Origin of the sequence: Mesorhizobium sp. M1050, assembly GCF_040318715.1 — a bacterium.
In the GTDB taxonomy this organism is placed as follows: Bacteria; Pseudomonadota; Alphaproteobacteria; order Rhizobiales; family Rhizobiaceae; genus Mesorhizobium.
This window is the reverse complement of sequence record NZ_JAMYMV010000005.1, coordinates 114066-137459: the sequence shown is the minus strand read 5'-3', so window position 1 is coordinate 137459 and position 23394 is coordinate 114066. Positions and strand designations below refer to the sequence as shown.

Here is a 23394-nt window from a genome sequence, read left to right as displayed (position 1 = left end):
CGGGTGACGCGTCGAACGACTCAAATCAGGAAACGCTTTCGAACAGAGAATCAGAGAGTTGATTCACTGGCAAGTACTTACGATTCCGAGAGATTCACTTTCTGAGAAAATAATGCGAAAAGCGTGTCGTTGAGTTCTTCGGGGCAACGGTTGCGGGCCGTTTTGGCACCGTCTAACTTCATGTGTCAAATTAAGTTCGACGTGCGTAAGATGTGTTGAGATTCAGGTCAGGCCGAGTCGAAAATGATGGCTTTCGAGAACCGGAGCGGAGCGGACATTCGGGTCCGTGAGCACAGGAAGCGTAGAAAGCCGTCGTTTGCAGGCCGGCATCACCTGAATATCAGCGCACCTTAAAGCAGCTGTCCGAGAAACTCCTGAACGGCATGTCCCGGCCGGAAATTGCCGATGCGCTTGATTTCCCATTGCAGCCGGACACCGGAATTCTCCAGCACCCGCGTGCGCACCGTCTCCCCGAGATATTCAAGGTCGTAGCCGGTCGCGGTTCCCGTGTTGATCATGAAGTTGCAATGCATCGGCGACATCTGCGCACCACCGATCATCAGGCCGCGGCAGCCGGCCTTGTCGATCTCCTTCCAGGCCGACGTGCCTTCCGGATTCTTGAAGGTCGAGCCGCCGGTCTTCTCGCGGATCGGCTGCACGGTCTCGCGGTGGTTCTGCACGGCATCCATCGCTGCCTTGATCACGGCCTTGTCCTCGGCAAAGCCTTCCAACACGGCCGAGGTGAAGATCAGTCCGGCAGGTGCCGCCGAATGACGATAGGCGTAGCCCATGTCGGCATTGCTGAGCGTCTGCACATTGCCCTTGCGGTCGAGCGCGCGCACCTCGACGACGCGCTCGCGCGTCTCGACGCCATTGGCACCGGCATTCATCCGCAGTGCGCCGCCGACGGCGCCCGGAATGCCATGGTAGAAATGAAAACCGCCAATGCCGGCCTCGAGCGCCACCGCGGCGACGCGCTTGTCGGGCGTGGCCGCGCCGGCCTTGATCCTGATTGGCGAAATGACTTCCGCTTCGCCAAACCCCTTGGCCGAAAGCCTGATGACAAAGCCCGGAATGCCGCCGTCACGGACCAGAAGGTTGGATCCGACGCCGACGATGGTCAGCGGTATTTCCTCCGGAACGGCTTTGAGGAACGTGGCAAGGTCCTCTTCGTCCGCCGGCTGGAACAGCACTTCCGCCAGACCACCCGCACGGAACCAGGTGATCTTGTCCATCTCGGCATTCGGCGTGACGCGCCCGCGCAGGCCGGCAAGCCGGTCGCCAAGTCTGTCGATCAGGGCCTGGCCGTGCATCATGAGACCGTCCCGCCAAGCTCCTTGGGCAACGCATAGGCCCATTGGGTGATGTTGCCGGCGCCAAGGAAGACGACGAAGTCGCCTGATTTGGCCAGATCGCGGATGATGGGCGCAATCGCCGTCGGACCCTCGATGTAGCGCGCATCGCGATGGCCGCCGGCGCGGATGCGCGACACCAGCGCGTCCGAGCTGACGCCTTCGATCGGCTCCTCGCCGGCCGCATAGACCGGCGCCACCATCACCGTGTCGGCGTCGTTGAAGCAGGCGGAAAACTCGTTGAACAGATCATGCAGACGGGTGAAGCGATGCGGCTGGGCGATGGCGATGACGCGCCCCTTGGTGGCGCTGCGCGCCGCCTTCAGCACCGCAGAGATCTCGACCGGATGGTGGCCGTAATCGTCGAACACGTCCACGCCGTTCCACGAGCCGGTATGGGTAAAGCGGCGCTTGACGCCGGCGAAGGACGACAAGCCCCTCTTGATCGCCTCGGCCGACAGGCCGAGCTGATGCGCGACCGCGATCGCGGCGGTCGCGTTGGAGACGTTGTGACGGCCGGGCATCGGCAGGCGCAGGCCTGCTATCGTCGTCTGGTCGCCGGTCTTGCGGTCACGGATCACCACGTCGAATTCCGAAATGGCACCCGCCATGCGATGGTTGGTGAAGCGCACATCGGCCTGCGCATTCTCGCCATAGGTGACGATGCGGCGGTCCTCGATACGGCTGACCAGCGCCTGCACCTCGGGATGATCGGTGCACATTACGCCAAAACCGTAGAACGGCACGTTCTCGACGAACTGGCGGAACGCCTCGCGCACCTTGTCGAAGCTGCCATAGTGATCGAGATGCTCGGGATCGATGTTGGTGACGACCGCGATCTCGGCCGGTAGCTTCAGGAAGGTGCCGTCGCTCTCGTCGGCCTCCACCACCATCCACTCGCCATCGCCCATGCGGGCGTTGGTGCCATAGGCATTGATGATGCCGCCATTGATGACGGTCGGATCGAGCCCGCCGGCATCGAGCAAGGTCGCCACCATCGAGGTCGTCGTCGTCTTGCCATGCGTGCCGCCGATGGCCACCGCCTGGCGGAAGCGCATCAGCTCGGCCAGCATCTCGGCCCGGCGCACGATCGGCAGCAGCTTTTCGCGCGCGGCCTTGAGTTCCGGATTGGATTTCTTGATTGCCGTCGAGACGACCACCACCTCGGCATCGCCGAGGTTTTCGGGCTTGTGGCCGACAAAGCATTCGATGCCCTTGTCGCGCAGCCGCTGGACATTGGCGCTCTCGGCCTGGTCGGAGCCTTGCACCTTGTAGCCGAGATTGTGCAGCACTTCGGCAATGCCGCTCATGCCGATGCCGCCAATGCCGATGAAATGCACAAGGCCTATGGTCTGCGGCATCTTCATGCTTGCGTCCCCTTCCTGAAATCCGAAACGGTTTTTTTCGACGCAATAGCCTCTGTGAGATCGGCGAGCAACCGTGCCGCGTCGGGCCTGCCCGCCGATTTCGCGCCCGCGGCCATCGCCGCCAGCCGCTCGGGGGCGTCCATCAGCCCGCCGACGAGGGCTGCGATGCGTTCGGGCGAAAGCGAGGATTGCGGGTGCACTTCGCCACCGCCGGCGGCGGCAAGGGCCGCCGCGTTCGCCGCTTGGTCGTGGTCGAGCGCGTGCGGGTAAGGCACCAGCAGTGCCGGCCGGCCGATAACGGCGATCTCCGAGACTGTCGAAGCGCCGGAACGCGAGATCACCAGATGCGCGGCAGCCATACGTACCGCCATGTCGGTGAAGAACGGCGAAACCTCGATGGCAACGCCAAGGGCGGCATAGGCAGCCTTGACCCGCGCCACGTCATCCGCACGAGCTTGTTGGGTAATCACCAGCCGCTTGCGCTGGGCATCGGAAAGCAGCGCGATTGCCCCCGGAACGGCGTCTGAAAAGAACTGGGCGCCCTGGCTGCCGCCGAACACCAGCAGGCGGAACGGCTGTTCCCCGACCGACACCGCATAAGCCGTGTTGGCCGCTTCCAGCACGGCAGGCCTGACCGGATTGCCCGTCGTCACCGTCTTGGCGCCGGCAGCACTGGTGTCCTGCGGCAGGAAGCCGCCGGCGATCGCATCGACACGCCCGGCCAACGCCCGGTTGGCGCGGCCCATCACCGCGTTCTGCTCATGGATCAGCGTCGGCACCTTGCGACGCGTCGCCGCGTAGAGCGGCGGCAGGGTCGGGTAGCCGCCGAAGCCGACGACGGCATCCGGCTTGATCCTGGCGATGATGGCGGAAGCCTGGCGCACGCCGCGCCAGATTTTCCAGAAAGCCCCAAGCACGGCAAAAGGATTTTTCGAACCCATCGTCGCCGACTGGATCGGATGAATGGCTGCCGCCGGAAAATGACCGGCGAACCGCTCGGCACGGTCGTCGGTCGCCAGATGCACCGACCAGCCGCGCTCGTTCAGCTCATGCGCCAGCGCCTCGGCCGGGAAAAGATGCCCACCGGTTCCGCCCGCCGCGAGAAGGATGACGCCTCTGGCCATATCACTCCGCCGGCAGCGCGCGCTGCGGCAGCGCAAAGCCCATCTGCTTGCGCTTTTCCGGTCTCTTGCGTGTCAAAGCCAGCACCATGCCCATCGAGATGGCGATCGCGATCTGCGAGGAGCCGCCATAGGAGATGAACGGCAGCGTCATGCCCTTGGCCGGCACAAGCTGCAGGTTGACGCACATATTGATGACGGCCTGGAGGCCGAACACGGTGACGAGGCCGCCGACCGCATAGCGGGTGAAATCGTCATGCTCCTTCAGCGCCGTGTTGAGGCCGCGCAAAACGATGAAGGCGAAGATCGACATGATGAAGAAGCACATGATCAATCCGAATTCTTCGCCGGCGACCGAGAAGACGAAGTCGGCATGGCTGTCCGGGATAACCCGCTTGACGGTGCCCTCGCCCGGCCCGACGCCGAACCAGCCGCCATTGATCAGCGCCTCGCGGCCCATGTCGACCTGGAATGTGTCGCCTTCGCCGGTAAGGAACTTGTCGATGCGCAAGGCAACGTGCGGAAACACCGTATAGGCGGCAAAGACGCCGCCGACGCCGGCGGCACCCAGCGCGACGATCCACAGCCAGGGCAGCCCCGCCATGAAGAACATGATGCCCCAGGTGCCGGTCGTCAGCATGGTCTGGCCCAGGTCTGGTTGCGCCACCAGCAGCGACACGACCAGCACCAGCAACAGCATGGCGAACAGATTGCCCGGAATGTCGGGCTGGCGCTTGTGCTCGGCAAACAGCCACGCGCACATGATGACGAAGGCGGGTTTCAAAAATTCAGAGGGCTGGATCGACAGCCCGGCAAGCGACACCCAGCGGCGCGCCCCCTTCACCTCGACGCCGACATAGAGCACCGCCACCATCAGCACCAGCATCAGGCAAAGCATGATCAGCGCCATGCGCCGGATTTGCCGGGAATCGAGGAACGACACTGCCAGCATTACGCCGAGCGCCGGCACGGTGAAGATGATCTGCCTGGTGGCGAAGTGGAAACTGTCGAGACCGATGCGTTCGGCCACCGCCGGGCTGGCGGCAAAGGACAGCACGATGCCGAGCCCCATCAGCGACAGGAACGCTGCCAGGAACCAGCGATCGATCGTCCACCACCAGGTCGCAACCGGACTTTTGTCGAGACGGCTTTGCATTATCGTGTCCCTCCGATGGGTTTCACGCCCTCGATAGCATGCGCAGCTTGCCTGAAGGCTTCGCCGCGGACCTCGAAATTCTTGAACTGATCGAAACTGGCGCAAGCCGGCGACAACAGCACCACCGCCTCGCCGCTGTCGTCCTGTGCCGCATCATGCGCGGCGTGCTCGACCGCCGCTGCCAGCGTGCCGGATATTTCGTAAGGCACGGCCTCACCCAGCGTCGCCGAAAAGGCAGGGGCGGCCTCGCCGATCAGATAAGCCTTGGCAATCCGCGGAAAGAAACCGCGCAACGGCTCGATGCCGCCTTCCTTGGGCAGGCCGCCGGCGATCCAGTAAATGCGCGCAAAGCTGGACAGCGCCGGTGCCGCCGCATCGGCGTTGGTCGCCTTGGAATCGTTGATGAACAGCACATGGTCCTTGCGGCCGACCTGCTCCATGCGGTGGGCGAGGCCGGGAAAGCTCTCCAGCCCCGACTGTATCTCGCCGAGCTCCAGTCCGACCTTGAGGCAAGCGGCGACCGCAGCCAGCGCGTTCTGCGCGTTGTGCTGGCCTCGCAGCGAGCCGATGCCTTCGAGGAAAGCGACGCGGCTGTAGCGGCCGTGCACAGCCTCCATCAGGTAGCTGCCGTCGGCGAAATAGCCGTCGGTCAGCGGCAGCCGCTTGGAAATCCGGATGACATGACGCCCCGCCCGCTCCAGCCGCTCGGCGATCTGCGCGCACCAGGAATCGTCGATGCCGACGATTGCCGTCTCGCTGCCGGCTACCAGCCGTTCCTTGATTGAGGCGTAGTGCTGCATGGTGCCGTGACGGTCGAGATGGTCGGGCGTCAGATTGAGCAGGATTCCGGCCGTCGGGTTGATCGAAGGCGCGAGATCGATCTGGTAGGACGAGCATTCGACCACATAGTGCCGATCGGGCTCAGGCGGATCGAGCGTCATCACCGCGCGGCCGATGTTGCCGCCCATCTGGGTGTCTCGTCCCGCCGCTTTCAGGATATGCGCCGTCAGCGCGGTCGTCGTCGACTTGCCGTTGGTGCCGGTGATGGCGATGAAGGGCGATATCGGCGCCTTGAGCATCCGTTCGCGGCAGAAAAGCTCGATGTCGCCGATGATCTCGACACCCGAACCGCGCGCCAGCTCCACCGTCCAATGCGGCTTGGGATGCGTCAGCGGAACGCCCGGCGAGAGCACGAAGGCCGAGAACTTCGCCCAGTCGGCGCCGCGCAGATCGGCTGTTGCAATCCCGGTGGCGGCGGCCTTGGCGACGCTTTCGGGATTGTCGTCCCAGGCCAGCACATCCGCGCCGCCCTCGATAAGCGCGCGCGCCGTCGCAATCCCCGAACCACCGAGCCCGAACAGCGAAACGCGCTTGCCTGAAAAGGATGCGGCGGGGATCAAGCGGACTCCTATCTCAGCTTCAGGGTTGACAGGCCGACCAGCGCCAGGATGACGGCGATGATCCAGAAGCGGATCACCACCTGGCTCTCGGTCCAGCCCAGCTTTTCGAAATGATGGTGGATCGGCGCCATCAGGAACACCCGCTTGCCAGTCATCTTGAAGTAGCCGACCTGGATGATGACCGACAGGATTTCCACGACGAACAATCCGCCGACGATGACAAGCACGATCTCGTGTTTGGTGGCGACGGCCACGGTGCCGATCAGGCCACCCATGGCCAGCGAACCGGTGTCGCCCATGAAGATCGCCGCCGGCGGCGCGTTGAACCAGAGAAAGCCGAGGCCGGCACCGATGACCGCGCCAAGCACGACCGCCAGTTCGCCGGTGCCGGGCACGAAATGGATCTGCAGATATTCGGCGAAGACGGCGTTGCCGGAGAGATAGGCGATGACGCCGAAGGAGGCCGCCGCGATCATGATAGGCACGATCGCCAGTCCGTCCAGGCCATCGGTCAGATTCACCGCATTGCCGGCGCCGACGATGACGAAGCAGGAGAACGGAATGAAGAACCAGCCGAGATTGACGATGAATTCCTTGGCGAAGGGAAATGTCAGCGACGAGGAGAACGGCGCCTGGCCGTTATGCATGATCACCCATGCGGCAATACCGGCGATGACGAATTCGAGCGCCAGCCGCGCCTTGCCGGAAAACCCGAGATGCGACTGCTTGGTCACCTTGAGATAGTCGTCGTAGAAGCCGATCGAGCCGAAGCCCACAGTCACCAGCAGCACCACCCAGACGTAGATGCTCGACAGGTTCGCCCACAGCAGCGACGAGCCTATGATGCCGGACAGGATCATCAGGCCGCCCATGGTCGGCGTACCAGCCTTCTTGAAATGCGTCTGCGGCCCGTCAGCCCGGATCGGCTGGCCCTTGCCTTGCCGCAGGCGCAGCGAATTGATGATTGTCGGTCCGAAGATGAAGACGATCAGCGCCGACGTGATCAACGCCCCGCCGGTGCGGAAGGTGATGTAGCGGAAGACATTGAAGGCCGAGATCTTGTCCGCAAAATCGACGAGTAATGTGAACATGCGTTATCGTCCCCCGACCTGGGTCTGTTTTCTGGTTGTCGATTCAGGCGGGAATTTGCCCAGCACCGCATCGACCAGTTTTGTAAAGCCGATGCCTTTCGACGATTTGATCATCACCACGTCGCCTGGCCTCAGCGCGGCCAGCAGCACCGGCTTCAGTTCCTCGACACCGGCACGGTATTCCGTCTTGACTTCACCGGGCAGTATCTCGGCCAGCGCCCGCATTTCCGGGCCACCAAGGAAGACGGTCTGCGTCCCGGTGCCAACGATAAGGTCGGCGAGAGCGGCATGCAGCTTGGCCGAATGGTCGCCGAGTTCGAGCATGTCGCCGAGCACCGCGATGCGGCGGCCCTCGCCCGTCACCGGCGTCGCGTTGAGCAATGCCATCGCGGCAGCCATCGACGCCGGATTGGCGTTGTAGCTCTCGTCGATCAGCGTGATCGGCCCGCCGGGGTGGCTCGAAGTCGGGCCACCGGGGTGGCTCGAAAGCGAGCCACCGGGGTGGCGCAGCACATGGCGCTTGCCGCGCCCGCGCTCGGCCGAAAGATCGGCCAGTGCCAGGGCCACTTTGTCGAGATCGGCGCCGACCAGATGCGCCGCCCCCAGCACCGCCAACACGTTCTGCACCATATGGCGGCCGGGCGCACCGATCCGAGCCGACACTTCGCGGCCGCTGATCCTGGCGGTGATGTCGGAATGGTCTGCGTGCAGTTCGCATTGGACCAGCTTGAAGGCCGAACGCGCATTCTCGCCGAAACCGTAGACGTGCTCGACACCGGCGACACGCGCCATCTTGTCGAGAATCTTGAAGCGCGCATCGTCGCGGTTGAGGACAGCGGCACCCTTAGGCTCCAGCCCTTCGAAAATCTCGGCCTTGGCCTTGGCGATCTCGTCCAGGTTGCGGAAGAAGCCAAGGTGGGCGGCCGCGATCATGGTCACGATGGCGACGTGCGGCCTCACCATTTTCACCAGCGGCCGTATCTCGTCAGGATGGTTCATGCCGATTTCGAAAACGGCATAGTCGCAATCGGCGGGCATGCGCGCCAATGTCAGCGGCACGCCCCAGTGATTGTTGAACGACTGCGCCGAGGCGTGTGTCTTGCCGACGGCTTGCAGCACATGACGCAGCGCTTCCTTGGTGGTGGTCTTGCCAGCCGAACCGGTCACCGCGATGATTTTGGCTTGGGAGCGCGCGCGGGAGGCTACTCCGAGCTTTTCCAGCGCGACCAGCACATCATCGACGACGATGATCGGCGCCGTCAGCCTGCCGAGCGACGGCAGCTTGCCTTCAGCCACCACCAGCACTCCGGCGCCGGCTTTGATGGCTGATGTGGCGAAGTCATGCCCATCCATCGCCTCGCCCTTGATGGCGAAGAATGCGTCGCCCGGCTGCAAGCTGCGGCTGTCGATCGAAATACCCGATATGCCGTCCGGCATCGGCCCGAGCGGCCGCCCGTCCATGGCGGCGACCAGCGCCTCGGAGGTCCACAACAAGCTCATGCGGCACGCTCAACGAGTGCTGCGCGAACTTCCTCATGATCGGAGAAATGCAAGGTCTCGGAGCCGATCGTCTGGCCTTCCTCGTGGCCCTTGCCGGCTACGATCAGCGTGTCGCCGGCATGCAGCATGGCGACCGCCTCGCGGATCGCCTGGCGCCGGTCGCCTATCTCTATGGCACCAGGAGCGGCGGCGAGGATCGCAGCGCGGATTGTTTCCGGTACTTCAGAACGCGGATTGTCGTCGGTGACGATCACGACATCGGCAAGCCGCGTCGCGATCTCCCCCATGATCGGCCTTTTTCCGCGGTCACGGTCGCCGCCGCAGCCGAACACGACGACGACGCGACCGGTGGTGAATGGGCGCACCGAGACCAGCACGTTTTCCAGCGCGTCCGGCTTGTGGGCATAATCGACATAGACCGGCGCGCCATTCGCGGTGGTGCCGACGAGGTCGAGCCGGCCCGGCGCGCCCTTCAGTTTCTCCAACGCCATCAAGGCCTTGGCAACTGGCGTTGCCGTGGAAATGGCCAGTCCGGCCGAAACCAGCGCGTTCGATATCTGGAAGTCGCCGGCCAGCGGCAGGTCGATTTCGTAGAGCACGCCGTCGGCCTCGACCTCGGCGCGTTGGCGGTGACGCTCGTGCTCGACCCGCTTCAACCTGAGGAAATCGCCATGACGGCCAACCGTCAGCACCTCGAGCCCGGCAGCCCGCGCCGCTTCGATCGTCGGCGAAGACCATGGATCGTCGGCGAAGATCACGGCCGGAGCGCCCTTCGGCAGCAGCGTGTCGAACAGCCGCAATTTGGCGCGGTGATAGTCCTCGATGGTCGGATGGTAGTCCATATGGTCGCGGCCGAGATTGGTGAACCCGCCGGCCGCCAGCTTCACACCGTCGAGGCGGCGCTGGTCGAGCCCATGGCTGGAGGCTTCCATGGAGGCGTGGTTGACGCCGGCATCGGCCAATTCCCGCAGCAACTGGTGCAAGGCGACCGGATCGGGCGTCGTCAGCGAGCCATAATCGTTGCGGCCCGGAGCTACCACGCCGGTGGTGCCGATCGAAGCGGCGGCATAGCCCGCCTGCTCCCAGATCTGCCTGGTGAAAGCGGCGACCGATGTCTTGCCGCTGGTACCGGTCACCGCGACCATGGTCTGAGGCTGCTTGCCGAAATAGCGGGCCGCACTCAGCGCCAGCGCCAGGCGCGGATCGTCGACAGCCAGTACCGGAACCGACAGCCCAGCAATGGCGCTGCCCTTGGCAGCCACAATCGCGGCCGCACCACGCGCGGCGGCGTCGGCGGCATAGGCGGCACCATCGGCCTTGGTTCCGGCGAGCGCAAAAAAGACAACGCCCGATCTTACCTGGCGGGAATCCGACGAAATCCCGATGACCTCCAGATCGGCGGAAGTTGTTCCTTCGACTGGCAGGATACCGGCTAGGTCTCTTAGTTTCATCGAACCCCGTTCACCGCAACAAAATAGCGCGCAGTTACCGGCGCGCCCTAAGAATCACTGATAGGAAACCAGCGTTGCACCATTTTCATGGCTGAAATCTGGCTTCACGCCAAGCATGGCAGCCGCACGCCGGATAATGTTGCCCGCCATAACGCCCGCGTTCGATGCCGCGACGTCTGTCATGCCCGGCTTTTCAGGGTGCGGAGCGTCGGCAATCGTAAACACCAGGTATTGTGGATCGTCCATCGGAAAGGCGGCGACGAATGTATTGAAATTCAATTCCTTCGAGTAGCGGCCATTGATGACCTTCTCGGCTGTTCCGGTCTTACCGCCAACGCGATAGCCGGGCACTCTGGCGTTTCTGGCCGAGCCCTTCTCCGCGTTGAGCGTATACAGGTAGCGCATGCCGTCGACCGTCTTTTCGCTGACCACTTTCTTGGCCATGGCCATCGCTTCTTCCTGTGTACGGATCAGGAAGGTGGGGTTCATCAGGAAGCCACCATTCATCAGCGCGGCGCAGCCGACAGCCGCTTGCAGCGGCGTCGTCGACACGCCGTGACCGAAGGCGATGGTGAACGAATTGACCTGTTTCCAGACCTTCGGTTCAGTCGGGCGGGCGACTTCCGGCAGTTCGGTCTGTATCTTATCCAAAATTCCAAGGCGATGCAGGAATTCGCGGTGCCCCGCGATGCCGACCATTTCGGCCTCCCTGGCCGACCCGATGTTGGACGAATAGAGAAACACCTCCGGCAACGACAGCACACGGTTCTTGCCGTGGAAGTCGTGAATGGCCTGATGGCCGACCCGGATTGGATGCGAAGCATCGAAGCGGCTCGCCATCGTCGCCTTGCCCGAATCGAGCGCCATGGCAGAGGTGAAGCTCTTGAAGGTCGAGCCCATCTCGTAGAGGCCTGCCGACATCCGGTTCAGCCGGTCCTTGTCTTGCGCATTATAAGGATTGTTAGGATCAAAATCCGGAACCGAGGCCATGGCCACCACTTCGCCGGTCTTGACGTTGAGCACAACGGCGCCAGCGCCCATGGCGCGATAGCGCTCCAGGCCGGCGGCGATCTCGTCGCGCACCACATGCTGGACGCGCAGATCGATCGAAAGCCTCACCGGCTTGAGATCCTTGGCCACCGCGAGGCCCGATGCCTGCAGGTCGCTCAAACCCTGCTCATCGACATATTTCTCCATCCCGGAGATGCCCTGGTTGTCGATGTTGGTAAGCCCGACAATGTAGGACGAGGTCTCGCCGCTCGGATAGAAGCGGCGCTTCTCGGTGCGGAAACCGAAGCCGGGAATGCCGAGCTGCATGATGTCGGACTGCTGCTTGGGGGTCAGCTGACGCTGCAGCCAAACGAAACCAGCACCGCTCTTCAGCTTATGGTAGGTCTGCTCATAGTCGATGTCCGGAAGCACCGTCGACAGCTTCTCGATCGCCTCGTCGGCGTCTACGATGCGGCGCGGCTCGGCAAACAGCGACGCCGTCTTGATGTCCGTCGCCAGAACTTCGCCGTTGCGGTCGACAATGTCGGGCCGCGATGCCGTCACCCGGCTTTGCGGACCGCCCGACATATCCGGGGTCTGGAAGCCGAGATAGACCAGGCGCCCGGAAATCGTCGAGAAGATCCCGAAGAACACCGCCATCGTCATGACGATGCGCGTCCTGCCCTTGCCGCCGGTCGCCTTGCGGGCGCCCTCGACGACGATCGAACCGCCTTCACCCGTCCTGACGCGACGCTTCAGCAGTTTGCCGATCATTGGGCGATGCCTCCGGTCACCACGGGATCCTTGCTGCCAGGAGGCGCTTGATCGGAATTGTCGGCCATGCCGCCCTGGCGTCCGGACAGGATGTCCTGGATGTCCAGGGATTTGGCCGGCAGGTCGCCGATGCCGACGATCTGGCGAGCGCTAACCGGCTCGAGTTCGAGCTGTGACTTGTAGAGTTCGGCCAGCTTCTGCAGCCGCGATGGCTGGGTGAGCAGGCTCCAGTCAGCCTTGAGCAGGTCGATCGTGTCCTCCTCATAGCGGATCTGCGCATGGATCTTCTGCACCGAAGCCAATTGTTCCTCGGCCTCGCGCTTGGCCTTGTAGGTAAGGGCAGCCGCCCCAACCATGACGGCGATCAGGACGATGTCGCTGGTACGAAACACGTGCTTACCTCTCCCCCGGCCGGTCGATACCGGGAAGCTTTGGAAGGCCGAAAATCGAAAAGTCGCTGCTGCGCGCCGGCGCCTCGGTGCGGATTGCCGCGCGCAGCCTGGCCGAACGGGCGCGCGGATTGGCCGCCACCTCGGCATCGCCGGCGGTCACGCCGCCGCCCGCCTTGCGGAAGGTCGCGGTGCGCGCATGAGCCTCGGGCAGGTGACGCGAGCCGGTCGCGACGTCGGCACGGTCGGCGATGAAACGCTTGACGATGCGGTCTTCGAGCGAATGGAACGTCACCACGGCGAGCCGTCCGCCCGGCTTCAGCGCACGTTCGGCCGCAAACAAGGCCTTGGCCAGTTCGCCAAGCTCGTCATTGACGAAAATGCGCAGCGCCTGGAAAACGCGCGTCGCCGGATGGATTTTGTCCTTCGGCGCACGGCCGATATGCGTCTCGATTGCGTCGGCCAATTCCAGCGTGCGCTCGAATGGACGCTTCTCGCGGCGAGCCTCGATCATGCGGGCGATGCGTCCGGCGTGACGCTCCTCGCCGAGGAAGCCGAAGATGCGGGCGAGGTCGCCGGGCTTGAAACTGTTGACGACGTCGGCGGCGCTCAAACCAGCTTGCGCCATGCGCATGTCGAGCGGCCCGTCGGCACGGAACGAAAACCCGCGCTCGGCCTGGTCGAGCTGCATCGAGGACACACCGATGTCGAGTACGACGCCGTCGGCACTCTCGACATGTTCGTCCAGCGTCGAGAACGGCGCCTGCACCAGCCGCAGGCGGCCGCCCGACAGCGCCTCGAGATCGCGCCCGGCGGCGATGGCATCCGGATCGCGGTCGATCGCCACCACGGAGGCGCCCGTCGCCAGAATGGCCCTGGTGTAACCGCCGGCGCCGAACGTGCCGTCGATGATGATGTCGCCCTCCGCTGGCGACAGTGCTTCCAGCACTTCGCCAAGGAGGACCGGAATGTGGCGGGCCGATCCGCCAACGGCGTGCCCATCTGCGGCGTGAGGAAGGTCATCGCCGTGGCCCACCGTCATTCCGATCGCTCCCCAGCCTTCGTCCCCTGCCGAAGCTGCAAAAGCCGAGCCCGCGCCTGCGCCCCATAGGCAGCAAGCCGTCCCGGCTCCCAGACCTGAAAGAAATTGCCGCGTCCGACAAAGGCCACTTCCGCCAAAATGCCGGTGTGTTCGCGAATAAAATCGCTCATCGTGATGCGACCGTCCTGGTCGAGTTTCAAGAATGTTCCGTCGCCATGGCAGAAGAATGACATATCGTCCGCCGTCCGCAGGAAGGGATCCTCGAGTGCGATGCGCTGCTCGTAGCGGTCGAGCAGGTCGAGCCCGCCGACATCCATTGCCGGCAGATCCAGGCAGCGCAGCGCATAGAGTTCCGAATAGCCGCGCTTCTGCACGACGGCGCGGAAATGCGCCGGAACGGATACCCGTCCCTTCGCATCGATCCTGCTCACCGTGTTCGAGAGAAACCGGTCCATTAAATGCCACGGCCGCTTGCGCCGCCGCACCCCTCTTCGTCGTGTCGCACGCGCCGCCGCGGCACGTTCGCTGCCCCGCATCAATCTCGTTGGCACGGGCAAAAACCGGCAAACGCGCAGCCGCCGCGGCTGCCCGATTGGCGTACGCTTTACCCTGACGCGGAACGAAGGCTTTGATGTTTGTATGGGATATCATGGGGCACTATGGGCGTCAACGGGAAGGGCTTCACAAACACGCACGCCGCGACCAACGAGAGCAGCCTTGACGTCACATCTCGTCTTTATGGATCATTAAGCCTAACGAAGGGTTTAGAGGCGCTGGCCTAACCAGACGCGCCTTGCCGCGAGGCGCTACCCCGCATAGCGTTTCGCCGCATCCGGTCGGTCACCAAAGGATTTGAGAATCGATGTCTGAAACAGCGAACAGTCGCGCTGCAGCACTATCCCATCTGCGTAGCAGCGGGCTTGCCATGGGCGATTCCATCCCTCTGCCCCTGACCATGGCCGCCATTTTTCACGCGCCCGGCGACGCCACCGGTTTCAACCAGTACGGCCGCTTCAGCAACCCGACCTGGGATGCGGTCGAACATATGCTGGCCCATCTGGAGGACGCGCCCTGCGTCGCCTTTCCTTCGGGAATGGCGGCGATCTCGGCAGCATTTTTTGCCGTGCTCAAGGCCGGCGATCGTATCCTGCTGCCTTCGGACGGCTATCACACGACGCGGGCTTTGGCCGAACGCTTCCTGAAGCCCCTTGGCGTCACCTACGATGTCAGGCCGACCTCGACCTTCCTCGATGGCGGCTTCGAAGGGTACCGCCTCGCCTTCGTCGAAACCCCCGCCAATCCGGGGCTGGATATCTGCGATATCGCGGCCGTCGCCGATGCTGTTCACAAATCCGGCGCACTGCTGGTGGTCGACAACACGACGATGACACCCTTCGGCCAGCGCCCACTCGACCATGGCGCCGACGTCGTCATTGCCGCCGACACCAAGGCGCCCAATGGCCATTCCGATGTGCTGTTCGGCCATGTCGCCAGCCGCAATGCCGAAATCATCGCCGCCGTGACCGGCTGGCGCGAGGTTTCCGGCAGCATTCCCGGTCCGTTCGAAGCTTGGCTGGTGCATCGCGGCTTGGAGACACTGGACGTGCGCTTCGATCGCATGTGTTCCTCGGCGGATGTGATCGCGCGGCGGCTGAAGGACCACCGCGCGATCAGCGGCCTGCGGTTCCCCGGGCTGGAAAGCGATCCGTCGCATAACCTTGCTCGCGCCCAGATGGAGCGCTTCGGCTTTCTCATCTCTTTCGAGCTCGCATCGGAGGACAAGGCAGAGGATTTCATCAACAATTGCGACCTGATTCAGGCCGCAACATCCTTCGGCGGCGTCCACACCTCTGCCGAGCGGCGCTTGAAGCGAGGCGATGCGGTTCCCGCCGGCTTCGTACGCCTCTCCGTGGGCTGCGAGCCGGTCGAAGAACTCTGGAAGGCGATCGAGACGTCGCTGGACAAGATCGGCGGCTGACAAAATCGGCTAAGAGCTTTTTGCCTCTGCCATTTTGAGATATCTGGCGCGCGCTCGTTCGATAATCGGCGGCCCCTCAAGAGCGGGCCCGCTATCGATCCCTTCCTGCACAAGTTTGCGCAATTCCTCGACCGTATAGCCATGCAGGTCGCGCCGGTCTTTCCATTGCCTGAGCGCATCACGGATCACCTCGCTCGCCGATGCATATTCGCCGGCGGCGACCACGTCATCCACCGCCTGCGCCAATTCCGGCGACAGCGTTATGCTGCGTTTATCGACCTGTCCCATGACGGCTCCCGAAAATATTGCCGATTCACGGTACGATTTAATCGCACCCAAGTTCAAGCAATCGCCGGTCCAGGCTTGCGTGGTGGATCGTTGAACAAACCTTGAATCACCAGGCGCGCCCGAGGGCGCAACCTGCTGAAGAGTTCTCTTCGATCTCGCGCGAGAAAAATTGCCAGCTGGCCTGTAAGCCGGGTTTTGTATGGCCCTCGCCCCTTGCGGCGCGAGAACGTGGCGGCCATTCATCTTGGGCGCATGTTGCCATGCGCCTCACGCAACCTACCCGGACGGTGGGCCGGAAACAGCCCTCGAGGGTTTCCCCTCGCACCGCCCCTATTCGGTCTTGCTCCCGGTGGGGTTTACCGTGCCGCTCCTGTTGCCAGTCGCGCGGTGGGCTCTTACCCCACCCTTTCACCCTTGCCCCGGATCCGGCAAAGCCGAACCGTGGCGGTTTGCTTTCTGTGGCACTTTCCCTGGGGTCGCCCCCGCCGGCCATTAACCGGCACCGTGTTTCCATGGAGCCCGGACTTTCCTCACCCGCGGCCTTTCGGCGTTTGCGGGTGCGGCCGCCCGGCCAGCTGGCAAGGCGTATAAAGGGGTTCACGCCCGAAAACGCAAACGAAAAAGCAGACTTATGCAGGCGATCCAAGCGCAGCCATCTGCACTTTGACCTTGCCGCAATAGGCGGCCGACACCGGGTTCATTCGCGTTGCGGCGTGCCCGGCATTGTATTTCAGAATCGTACCACAGGTCGTGCCGCCGCCGAGGCTCCGCGCCATGGCAAGATATTTCATGCCGTATTTGATGTTGGTGTCGGGATCGAACAGGCCCTTGGCGGAACCGCTATATCCCATCATCCGCGCTGTTGCCGGCTTGATCTGCATCAGGCCGATCTCGCCGGCGCTGCCGACGATGTCAGGCCGGTAGTTGCTCTCAATCTTGATGACGGCCGTGGCGAGCGACACCGGCACGCCTTCGATCGCCGCATAGCGGGCAACGATTGCGGAATACTGGCCGCTGCTGGCCACCGCGGCCGTCGATGCCGCCGCCTTCCTCAGACCAACCGACGCCGTTGTCGTCATGTCGACGGTCTTGCGACCGCGCTTCGTCTGCCTTTTGGCGGTAGACTTCTTGGGCTTGGACCAGCTTGCCTTTTCCACTTTGGCGGAAACTCGCTTCGTCGCCTCGGCGTCGTGGCTTGCCTTGTCGCTTGTGGCCAGCGTGGCCTTGCCGCTTTTTGCGGGTACGGCGGAAAGCCCTTGATCGGCCCGCGGGCTGAGTGGCGCGGCTTGCGCCGTGCCGAAGGCAAAAGTCATTACGCCGGCAGCAAGAGCTGCCGTTAAAACGGTCAATTTCTGCATGTGATCCTGTTCTGTCTGGACTGCGTGAAGATGTTCACGCAGCAACGCTTAATCAATATCGAAACATCCGGGGGGCTGGGGGTCCGACAACTTGCACGCCAGCCGTTTGACGCTCGATTTGGTGTCAAACAAGGCCAGGCAAGTCACTTTGAGTGACAGCTTGTAATTTAAAGATTGGAAGGGGTTGCTTGGAAGAGGCTTCCCTGAGGTCAGCGTCTCACGGAGGCAAGCAGCTTTTGCAGTGTCCGCAGTGTCGAGCCATCGGCAATGCCATCCACTCTGCGCGGCCGGAAATGCCTCTGAAACGCCTCGACGACGAACTCCGTCTGTCGGTCGAAAATGCTCGTTATTTCGACGCCATATCCGTAGAGCGCCAGCATCGACTGCAACGCCTCGACGTCACCGCCGGCATCGCCGAGCCTGAGCACGGCTCCTCGCCGGATCGGTGCGGCCGCCACGAGATGGCCGACACCGGCCTCGAACAGCGTCTTCCAGGGGAACTTCTCGCCCGGATCGATTTTGCGTCCCGGCGCCACATCGGAATGTGCGAGCACCCGCTCGGCGGCAATCGAATGCCGCCCGGCGATCCCCCTGCACAGCCCGATCACCGCATCGATCTGCCGCTTGGGAAAACCGGGATAGCCCAGCGTATGTCCCGGATTGACGATCTCGATGCCGACGGAACAGGAATTGATGTCGGCGCGTCCGAACCACGAACTCTTGCCGGCGTGCCAGGCGCGGTCGCTTTCCCTGACCATTTGCACGATGTGGCCATTCTCATGGACGAGATAATGCGACGACACCTCGCTGGCCGGATCGCACAGCCACGCCTCGGCGCCAATGCCAGTCGCCATGCCGGTGTAGTGCAACACGATCATGTCAGGCTTGAGTGTCTCGCGCCGCGGACCGAAATTCGGCGATACCCTGACCTCGGCACGTGGCTCGTCGGGCAGGAAACCGCTCATGCGTGGCGCAGACCCCGCTCGATCATCTCATAGGCGGCATTGATCGCCGCCACCCTGGTCGTCGCGATCTTGATGAATTCCTGCGGCAGGCCGCGCGCGATCAGCCGGTCCGGATGATTGTCGGAAACCAGCTTTCGATAGCGCTTCCTGACCTCTTCGAACGGCTTACCGCGCTCGATGCCGAGCACGACATAGGGATCCCCGGCGCCCAGATTGACGTGCCGCGCCATGATGCTTTCGTAATGTGTCTCATCAATGCGGAAAATCTCGGCGATGCGGTGCAGGAAGAGGCCCTCGCGCTCATGCACCAGCCCGTCGGCCTTGGCGATGTAAAACAAGCCCTCGAGTATGTCTTCCAACATCGCGCAGTTGGAATGCCCCGAACCGCACATCTGCGCCATCCGCTCGGCATAGATTTCGAAACCGGCCACGTCGCGTTGGGCGAGATCGAACAGCCGCGCCACATTACGCGTCTCCTTTGGCGGCACGTCGAAAATCTGCTGGAAGGCGCGCACCTCGTCCTGGGTGACGATGCCATCGGCCTTGGCCATCTTGGCCGACAATGCGATCATCGCCACCGAGAAGGCGACACGCCGGCGCAGATCCGCATCGCCCGAAAAAACCGTACGCACGGCCTCGACGACGTCGGCAACACCCGACGAGGTTGAAGATGAAACGCGGGTGATGAACTCGCCAAGGCGATCCCAAATGGACATAGCCTGCTTCTTAGTGCCACCGCCCCTTGCTATCAAGCCGGGACAGTGCCGCAGGCTCCGCACGACAATCGGCCCGACTTTGGCGCGGGATGTGGCCGCGGCGGTCGGACTAACGAGAAAGGCCGATACCAGACGGCCTTTCTCAGCCTTCACGCGAAAGTACCGCGTTCCCGACTACTGCGCGGGCGCAGGAGCTGGTTTTGCCGGAGCCGGCTCGGCAGGCTTCTCGGGTGTGATGCTCTTCGTAGTCGAGTTGTCGGTAGCCGGAGGCGTCGCGGCCGGCGGCGTAGCCGGCTTCATCGGCTGTTCGGCCGGCGGTGGGGTGCTCTGGGTGGTGGTGTTATCCGTGCCGTTGTCACTGCAGGCGGCAACGCCAAGCAAGGCCAAAGCGGAAACGGACGCAAGAATGAGCTTTTTCATATTATCTCTCCTTCGATATACGCTCACGTTGCCGTGAACGGTCGAAAGGAAATGCATCAGATAGCCATGAGTTTCGTAACGTTGCGTTTCCGCATGTAACATCGTCTGGTCCATTTGCGATTGCCGGTCGAACGATGGCGAACTAACAGAATGTGCTGAACCACAGATCGAACAGAAAAGTGCCAGGGCTGTCATGACCGAAAAATGGGATTTCTGGATCGACCGCGGCGGCACATTCACCGACGTCATCGGCAAGGATCCGGAGGGCGGGCTGCATCCCCGCAAGCTTCTCTCCGAAAATCCCGAGGCCTATGCCGATGCCGCCATCCAGGGCATTCGCGGCCTTCTCGGTCTATCCTCCGGCGATGCCATCCCGCCCGGCCTGATCGGCGACGTCAAGATGGGCACCACGGTCGCCACCAATGCGCTGCTGGAGCGCAAGGGCGACCGCGTTCTTTTGCTCATTACCAAGGGTTTTCGCGATGCGCTGAAGATCGCCTATCAGGCGCGCCCGGACATCTTCGCCAAGGAGATCATCCTTCCCGAACAGCTCTACGAGCGCGTCATCGAGATCAACGAGCGCGTACGCGCTGATGGCCGTGTCGAACAATTGCTCGACATCGCCGCCTGCCGGCCGGCGATCGAACAGGCCAGGGCCGATGGCATCGATGCCGTGGCTATCGTCTTCATGCATGCGTGGAAGTATCCCGACCACGAGAAGGCGGTGGCAAAGGTCTGCCGGAAACTTGGTTTCAGCCAGGTTTCGGTCAGCCATGAGGTCTCACCGCTGATCAAGCTGGTCGGCCGTGGCGACACCACTGTGGTCGACGCCTATCTGTCGCCGATCCTGTCGAGATATGTACAAAGGGTGGCGGGAGAGCTCGGCGTTTTCTCCCCCCTCGAGGGGGGTGAGGGGCGGTCGACCGAAAGTCGAGAAAAAGCCAACGATTTGGCTTTTTCAGCAACGAACGCCCGAAGCCATAGCGAAGGGCAGTCGGCAAAGCGGCCAGAGGGGGTCCTATCAGAAGGCACCGCCGATGCGTCGAACCCGGTCGACCCGACCCCACCCGACGGCTTCGCCGCCACCCTCCCCTCGAGGGGGAGGGAAAGCCCTCGCCTCATGTTCATGATGTCGTCCGGCGGGCTGACCGCTGCCGACATGTTCCAGGGCAAGGACGCGCTGCTCTCCGGTCCGGCCGGCGGCGTCGTCGGCATGGTCGAGACGGCCAGGCTCGCCGGTTTCGGCAAAGTCATCGGCTTCGACATGGGCGGCACCTCCACCGATGTCGCGCATTATGACGGCGAGTATGAGCGTGCCTTCGACACCGAGGTCGCCGGCGTGCGCCTCCGCGCGCCGATGATGCGCATCCACACCGTCGCCGCCGGTGGCGGCTCGATCCTGCATTACGAGGCCGGCCGCGTCCGTGCCGGACCGGACGCGGCTGGCGCCAATCCCGGCCCGGCCGCCTACCGGCGCGGCGGGCCGCTCGCCGTCACCGACGCCAATGTCATGCTGGGCAAGCTGCAGCCCGATTTCTTTCCCGCCATTTTCGGCCCCGGCCAGGACCAGCCGCTCGATGTCGAGACGGTGCGGGCAAAATTCGCCATGCTGGCAGCCGAAATTGGCGACGGCCGCACGCGCGAGGCTGTCGCCGAAGGCTTCGTCACCATCGCTGTTGAGAACATGGCGAACGCCATCAAGAAGATCTCCGTTCAGCGCGGCTACGACGTCACCGAATATCTCTTGAACTGCTTCGGTGGCGCCGGCGGCCAGCACGTTTGCCTGGTCGCTGACGCGCTCGGCATGGAGGCGGTATTGATCCATCCCTTCTCCGGCCTGCTGTCGGCCTACGGCATTGGCCTGTCTTCGGTTTTTGCCTCGCGCCAGCAGGCGCTGCTGAAGCCGCTTGCCGAAGAGTCCAGAACGGAGATCGGCAACCTTATTACCACCTTGAAAAAAGCCGTCATCGCCGAACTCGCGGCACAAGGCATCGCCGAGGACGCGGTTGCCGCGAAGCCGGTGCTGCACGTCCGTTACGACGGCACCGACACGACATTGCCGGTAAATTTCGAGGAAGACTCGATTTTCCAGGCCAAGCGCGATTTCGAAATCGCCCACAAAGCACAGTTCGGTTTCGTCTATGACGACAAGCCGATGATCGTCGAGACCGTCGGCGTCGAAGGCATCGACACCGGCGGCAACGGCCGCGACGAAACTGAATCGCAAACCGAAGACCTCGTCGTAAGCGCTTCGCAAACCCGCGAAATCTTCACCGAGGGAGAGTGGCGTGCTTCAGGCATCTTCCGCCGCGAGGCGCTGAGGCCGGGAAACACGGTTGCGGGTCCTGCCTTGATCATCGAGCCGAACCAGACGATCGTGATCGAGCCGGGCTGGCAGGCCGAAATCACCGCCAGGAACCATGTGCTCCTGCGCCGCGTCGAGAAAAAGCGCCGGCAGGCCGCTCTCGGCACCGAGGCCGACCCGGTCATGCTGGAGGTCTTCAACAATCTGTTCATGTCGATCGCCGAACAGATGGGCGTGACGCTGCAGAACACCGCCTATTCGGTCAACATCAAGGAGAGGCTGGATTTCTCCTGTGCCGTCTTCGACCGCACCGGCGCGCTGGTTGCCAATGCGCCGCACATGCCGGTGCATCTGGGCTCGATGGACCGTTCAGTCGAAACCATCATCCGGCTGAATTCCGGCGATATCCACCCCGGCGACGTCTTTGCGCTCAACGCCCCCTACAATGGCGGCACGCACCTGCCCGACATCACGGTGGTGACGCCGGTGTTCGACGACGCCCAACACGAAATCCTCTTCTGGGTCGCCTCGCGCGGCCACCATGCGGATATTGGCGGCACGGCACCCGGTTCGATGACGCCGCTTGCAACCACCGTCGACGAGGAAGGCGTGCTGTTCGACAATTTCCGCATCATCGATCGTGGCCACTTCCGCGAGAAGGAGCTGGAAACGCTGCTCACCGACCACCGCTACCCGGCCCGCAATCCGCACCAGAACATCGCCGACCTCAAGGCGCAGATCGCCGCCAACGAGAAGGGCGTCGCCGAACTGCGCAAGATGGTCACGCATTTCGGCCTTGATGTCGTCGAGGCCTATATGGGCCACGTCCAGGACAATGCCGCCGAGAGCGTGCGCCGCGTGCTGGAGCGGCTCCCCGACAGTTCGCAGTACGAATACCCGACCGACACCGGCCAGATCATCAAGGTCAAGATCACGGTCGACCGGCAAAAGCGCGAGGCGACGGTCGATTTCACCGGCACATCACTGGTCATGAAGAACAATTTCAACGCGCCCGAGCCGGTCGCCCGCGCCGCCGTGCTCTACGCGTTCCGGGTCATGGTCGAGGACATGATCCCGATGAATGCCGGATGCCTGCGGCCAATCAACATCATCATTCCCGACGGCTGCATGCTCAAACCCACCTACCCCGCCGCTGTCGTCGCCGGCAATGTCGAGACCTCGCAGCACGTCACCAACGCGCTGTTCGGCGCAATGGGCGCCATGGCCAACGCGCAAGGCACGATGAACAACCTGACCTTCGGCAACAAGACGTACCAATATTACGAGACGATCTGTTCCGGCTCGCCGGCCGGCCAGATGAACTCCGGCCGCGGCTTTGCCGGCACCTCCGGCGTCCACACCCACATGACCAATTCGCGCCTCACCGATCCGGAAGTGCTGGAACTGCGCTTTCCCGTGCTGCTCGAGGATTTTCACATTCGGGAGGGTTCCGGCGGCAAGGGCAAATGGAGCGCCGGCGACGGCACCAAACGGACCATCCGCTTCCTCGAAAAGATGGAATGCGCGATCCTGTCCTCGCACCGCAACCGCCCGCCGCAAGGCCTGGACGGCGGCGGCGATGGCGAGGTCGGCTCGACCAAGATCCGCCGCAGGGACGGAACCATTGAAGTCCTCAAGGCCTGCGACCAGACCGTGCTTCAGCCGGGCGAAGCCGTCATTCTGACGACGCCGACGCCGGGCGGATTCGGCAAGCCGTAAGCAGGCATCAAC

Annotated in this window: 19 protein-coding genes and 1 other RNA gene; 2 read left to right on the top strand and 18 right to left on the bottom strand. The window is 63.1% G+C overall.

What is annotated here, in order from left to right; genetic code table 11:
- Positions 1–350: 350 nt before the first annotated feature.
- The 12 genes from murB to mraZ are packed head-to-tail and all read right to left on the bottom strand — an operon-like array spanning position 351 to position 14088.
- Positions 351–1316, bottom strand: a complete 966-nt coding sequence (murB, locus tag NKH57_RS04885) for a UDP-N-acetylmuramate dehydrogenase (RefSeq protein ID WP_352942201.1) — start codon at positions 1314–1316, stop codon at positions 351–353.
- Positions 1313–2719 carry a UDP-N-acetylmuramate--L-alanine ligase gene (gene murC, locus NKH57_RS04880; protein ID WP_352942199.1) on the bottom strand — a complete coding sequence of 469 codons (1407 nt, stop codon included), beginning with the start codon at positions 2717–2719 and terminating at the stop codon, positions 1313–1315. The genes murB and murC overlap by 4 nt, the downstream gene beginning before the upstream one ends.
- Positions 2716–3843, bottom strand: coding sequence for an undecaprenyldiphospho-muramoylpentapeptide beta-N-acetylglucosaminyltransferase (murG, locus tag NKH57_RS04875; protein WP_352942196.1), 1128 nt, complete (start codon positions 3841–3843; stop codon positions 2716–2718). The genes murC and murG overlap by 4 nt, the downstream gene beginning before the upstream one ends.
- 1 nt (position 3844) lies before the next feature.
- Positions 3845–4996: a putative lipid II flippase FtsW gene (ftsW, locus tag NKH57_RS04870; protein WP_023757009.1), complete on the bottom strand. Its 1152-nt coding sequence runs from the start codon at positions 4994–4996 to the stop codon at positions 3845–3847.
- Complete coding sequence (murD, locus tag NKH57_RS04865) at positions 4996–6396, bottom strand: UDP-N-acetylmuramoyl-L-alanine--D-glutamate ligase (protein WP_352942194.1); 1401 nt, start codon at positions 6394–6396, stop codon at positions 4996–4998. Before murD ends, ftsW begins: the two co-directional genes overlap by 1 nt.
- Before the next feature lie 8 nt (positions 6397–6404).
- Complete coding sequence (gene mraY / locus NKH57_RS04860; protein ID WP_023757007.1) at positions 6405–7487, bottom strand: phospho-N-acetylmuramoyl-pentapeptide-transferase; 1083 nt, start codon at positions 7485–7487, stop codon at positions 6405–6407.
- A 3-nt stretch (positions 7488–7490) separates the two neighbouring features.
- Positions 7491–8987, bottom strand: coding sequence for a UDP-N-acetylmuramoylalanyl-D-glutamyl-2,6-diaminopimelate--D-alanyl-D-alanine ligase (locus NKH57_RS04855; RefSeq protein WP_352942191.1), 1497 nt, complete (start codon positions 8985–8987; stop codon positions 7491–7493).
- Entirely contained in the window at positions 8984–10438 is a 1455-nt protein-coding gene (locus NKH57_RS04850; protein ID WP_352729566.1) for a UDP-N-acetylmuramoyl-L-alanyl-D-glutamate--2,6-diaminopimelate ligase, read from the bottom strand. The genes NKH57_RS04855 and NKH57_RS04850 overlap by 4 nt, the downstream gene beginning before the upstream one ends.
- Positions 10439–10492: 54 nt before the next feature.
- Positions 10493–12202 carry a peptidoglycan D,D-transpeptidase FtsI family protein gene (locus NKH57_RS04845; RefSeq protein ID WP_352942189.1) on the bottom strand — a complete coding sequence of 570 codons (1710 nt, stop codon included), beginning with the start codon at positions 12200–12202 and terminating at the stop codon, positions 10493–10495.
- Positions 12199–12594 (bottom strand): cell division protein FtsL, encoded by a 396-nt coding sequence (gene ftsL / locus NKH57_RS04840; protein ID WP_352604183.1) that lies wholly within the window; start codon positions 12592–12594, stop codon positions 12199–12201. The genes NKH57_RS04845 and ftsL overlap by 4 nt, the downstream gene beginning before the upstream one ends.
- A gap of 4 nt (positions 12595–12598) precedes the next feature.
- Positions 12599–13633: a 16S rRNA (cytosine(1402)-N(4))-methyltransferase RsmH gene (rsmH, locus tag NKH57_RS04835; RefSeq protein WP_352942185.1), complete on the bottom strand. Its 1035-nt coding sequence runs from the start codon at positions 13631–13633 to the stop codon at positions 12599–12601.
- On the bottom strand, positions 13630–14088 hold the full coding sequence (mraZ, locus tag NKH57_RS04830; RefSeq protein ID WP_352942182.1) for a division/cell wall cluster transcriptional repressor MraZ: 459 nt from the start codon (positions 14086–14088) through the stop codon (positions 13630–13632). The genes rsmH and mraZ overlap by 4 nt, the downstream gene beginning before the upstream one ends.
- A gap of 407 nt (positions 14089–14495) precedes the next feature.
- Here mraZ and NKH57_RS04825 point away from each other — a divergent pair, with 407 nt between their 5' ends.
- Entirely contained in the window at positions 14496–15611 is a 1116-nt protein-coding gene (locus NKH57_RS04825; RefSeq protein ID WP_352942180.1) for a cystathionine gamma-lyase, read from the top strand.
- A gap of 9 nt (positions 15612–15620) precedes the next feature.
- On the opposite strand, the gene NKH57_RS04820 is transcribed toward NKH57_RS04825, so the two are convergent.
- The 6 genes from NKH57_RS04820 to NKH57_RS04795 form a co-directional block, all read right to left on the bottom strand.
- Positions 15621–15899 (bottom strand): type II toxin-antitoxin system ParD family antitoxin, encoded by a 279-nt coding sequence (locus NKH57_RS04820; protein ID WP_352729581.1) that lies wholly within the window; start codon positions 15897–15899, stop codon positions 15621–15623.
- A 168-nt stretch (positions 15900–16067) separates the two neighbouring features.
- An RNA gene (gene rnpB, locus NKH57_RS04815) (RNase P RNA component class A) lies at positions 16068–16478 on the bottom strand.
- Between the two features lie 50 nt (positions 16479–16528).
- A complete protein-coding gene (locus tag NKH57_RS04810; protein ID WP_352942177.1) occupies positions 16529–17257 on the bottom strand; it encodes a lytic transglycosylase domain-containing protein in 729 nt (242 codons plus the stop codon).
- A 209-nt stretch (positions 17258–17466) separates the two neighbouring features.
- Positions 17467–18222, bottom strand: coding sequence for an N-acetylmuramoyl-L-alanine amidase (locus NKH57_RS04805; protein WP_352942174.1), 756 nt, complete (start codon positions 18220–18222; stop codon positions 17467–17469).
- Positions 18219–18938 (bottom strand): TerB family tellurite resistance protein, encoded by a 720-nt coding sequence (locus NKH57_RS04800; RefSeq protein ID WP_352729554.1) that lies wholly within the window; start codon positions 18936–18938, stop codon positions 18219–18221. Before NKH57_RS04800 ends, NKH57_RS04805 begins: the two co-directional genes overlap by 4 nt.
- A gap of 174 nt (positions 18939–19112) precedes the next feature.
- Positions 19113–19358: a hypothetical protein gene (locus NKH57_RS04795; RefSeq protein WP_084025055.1), complete on the bottom strand. Its 246-nt coding sequence runs from the start codon at positions 19356–19358 to the stop codon at positions 19113–19115.
- A 193-nt stretch (positions 19359–19551) separates the two neighbouring features.
- Between NKH57_RS04795 and NKH57_RS04790 the strand changes: the two genes are divergently transcribed.
- Positions 19552–23382, top strand: a complete 3831-nt coding sequence (locus tag NKH57_RS04790; protein WP_352942171.1) for a hydantoinase B/oxoprolinase family protein — start codon at positions 19552–19554, stop codon at positions 23380–23382.
- Positions 23383–23394 lie beyond the last annotated feature (12 nt).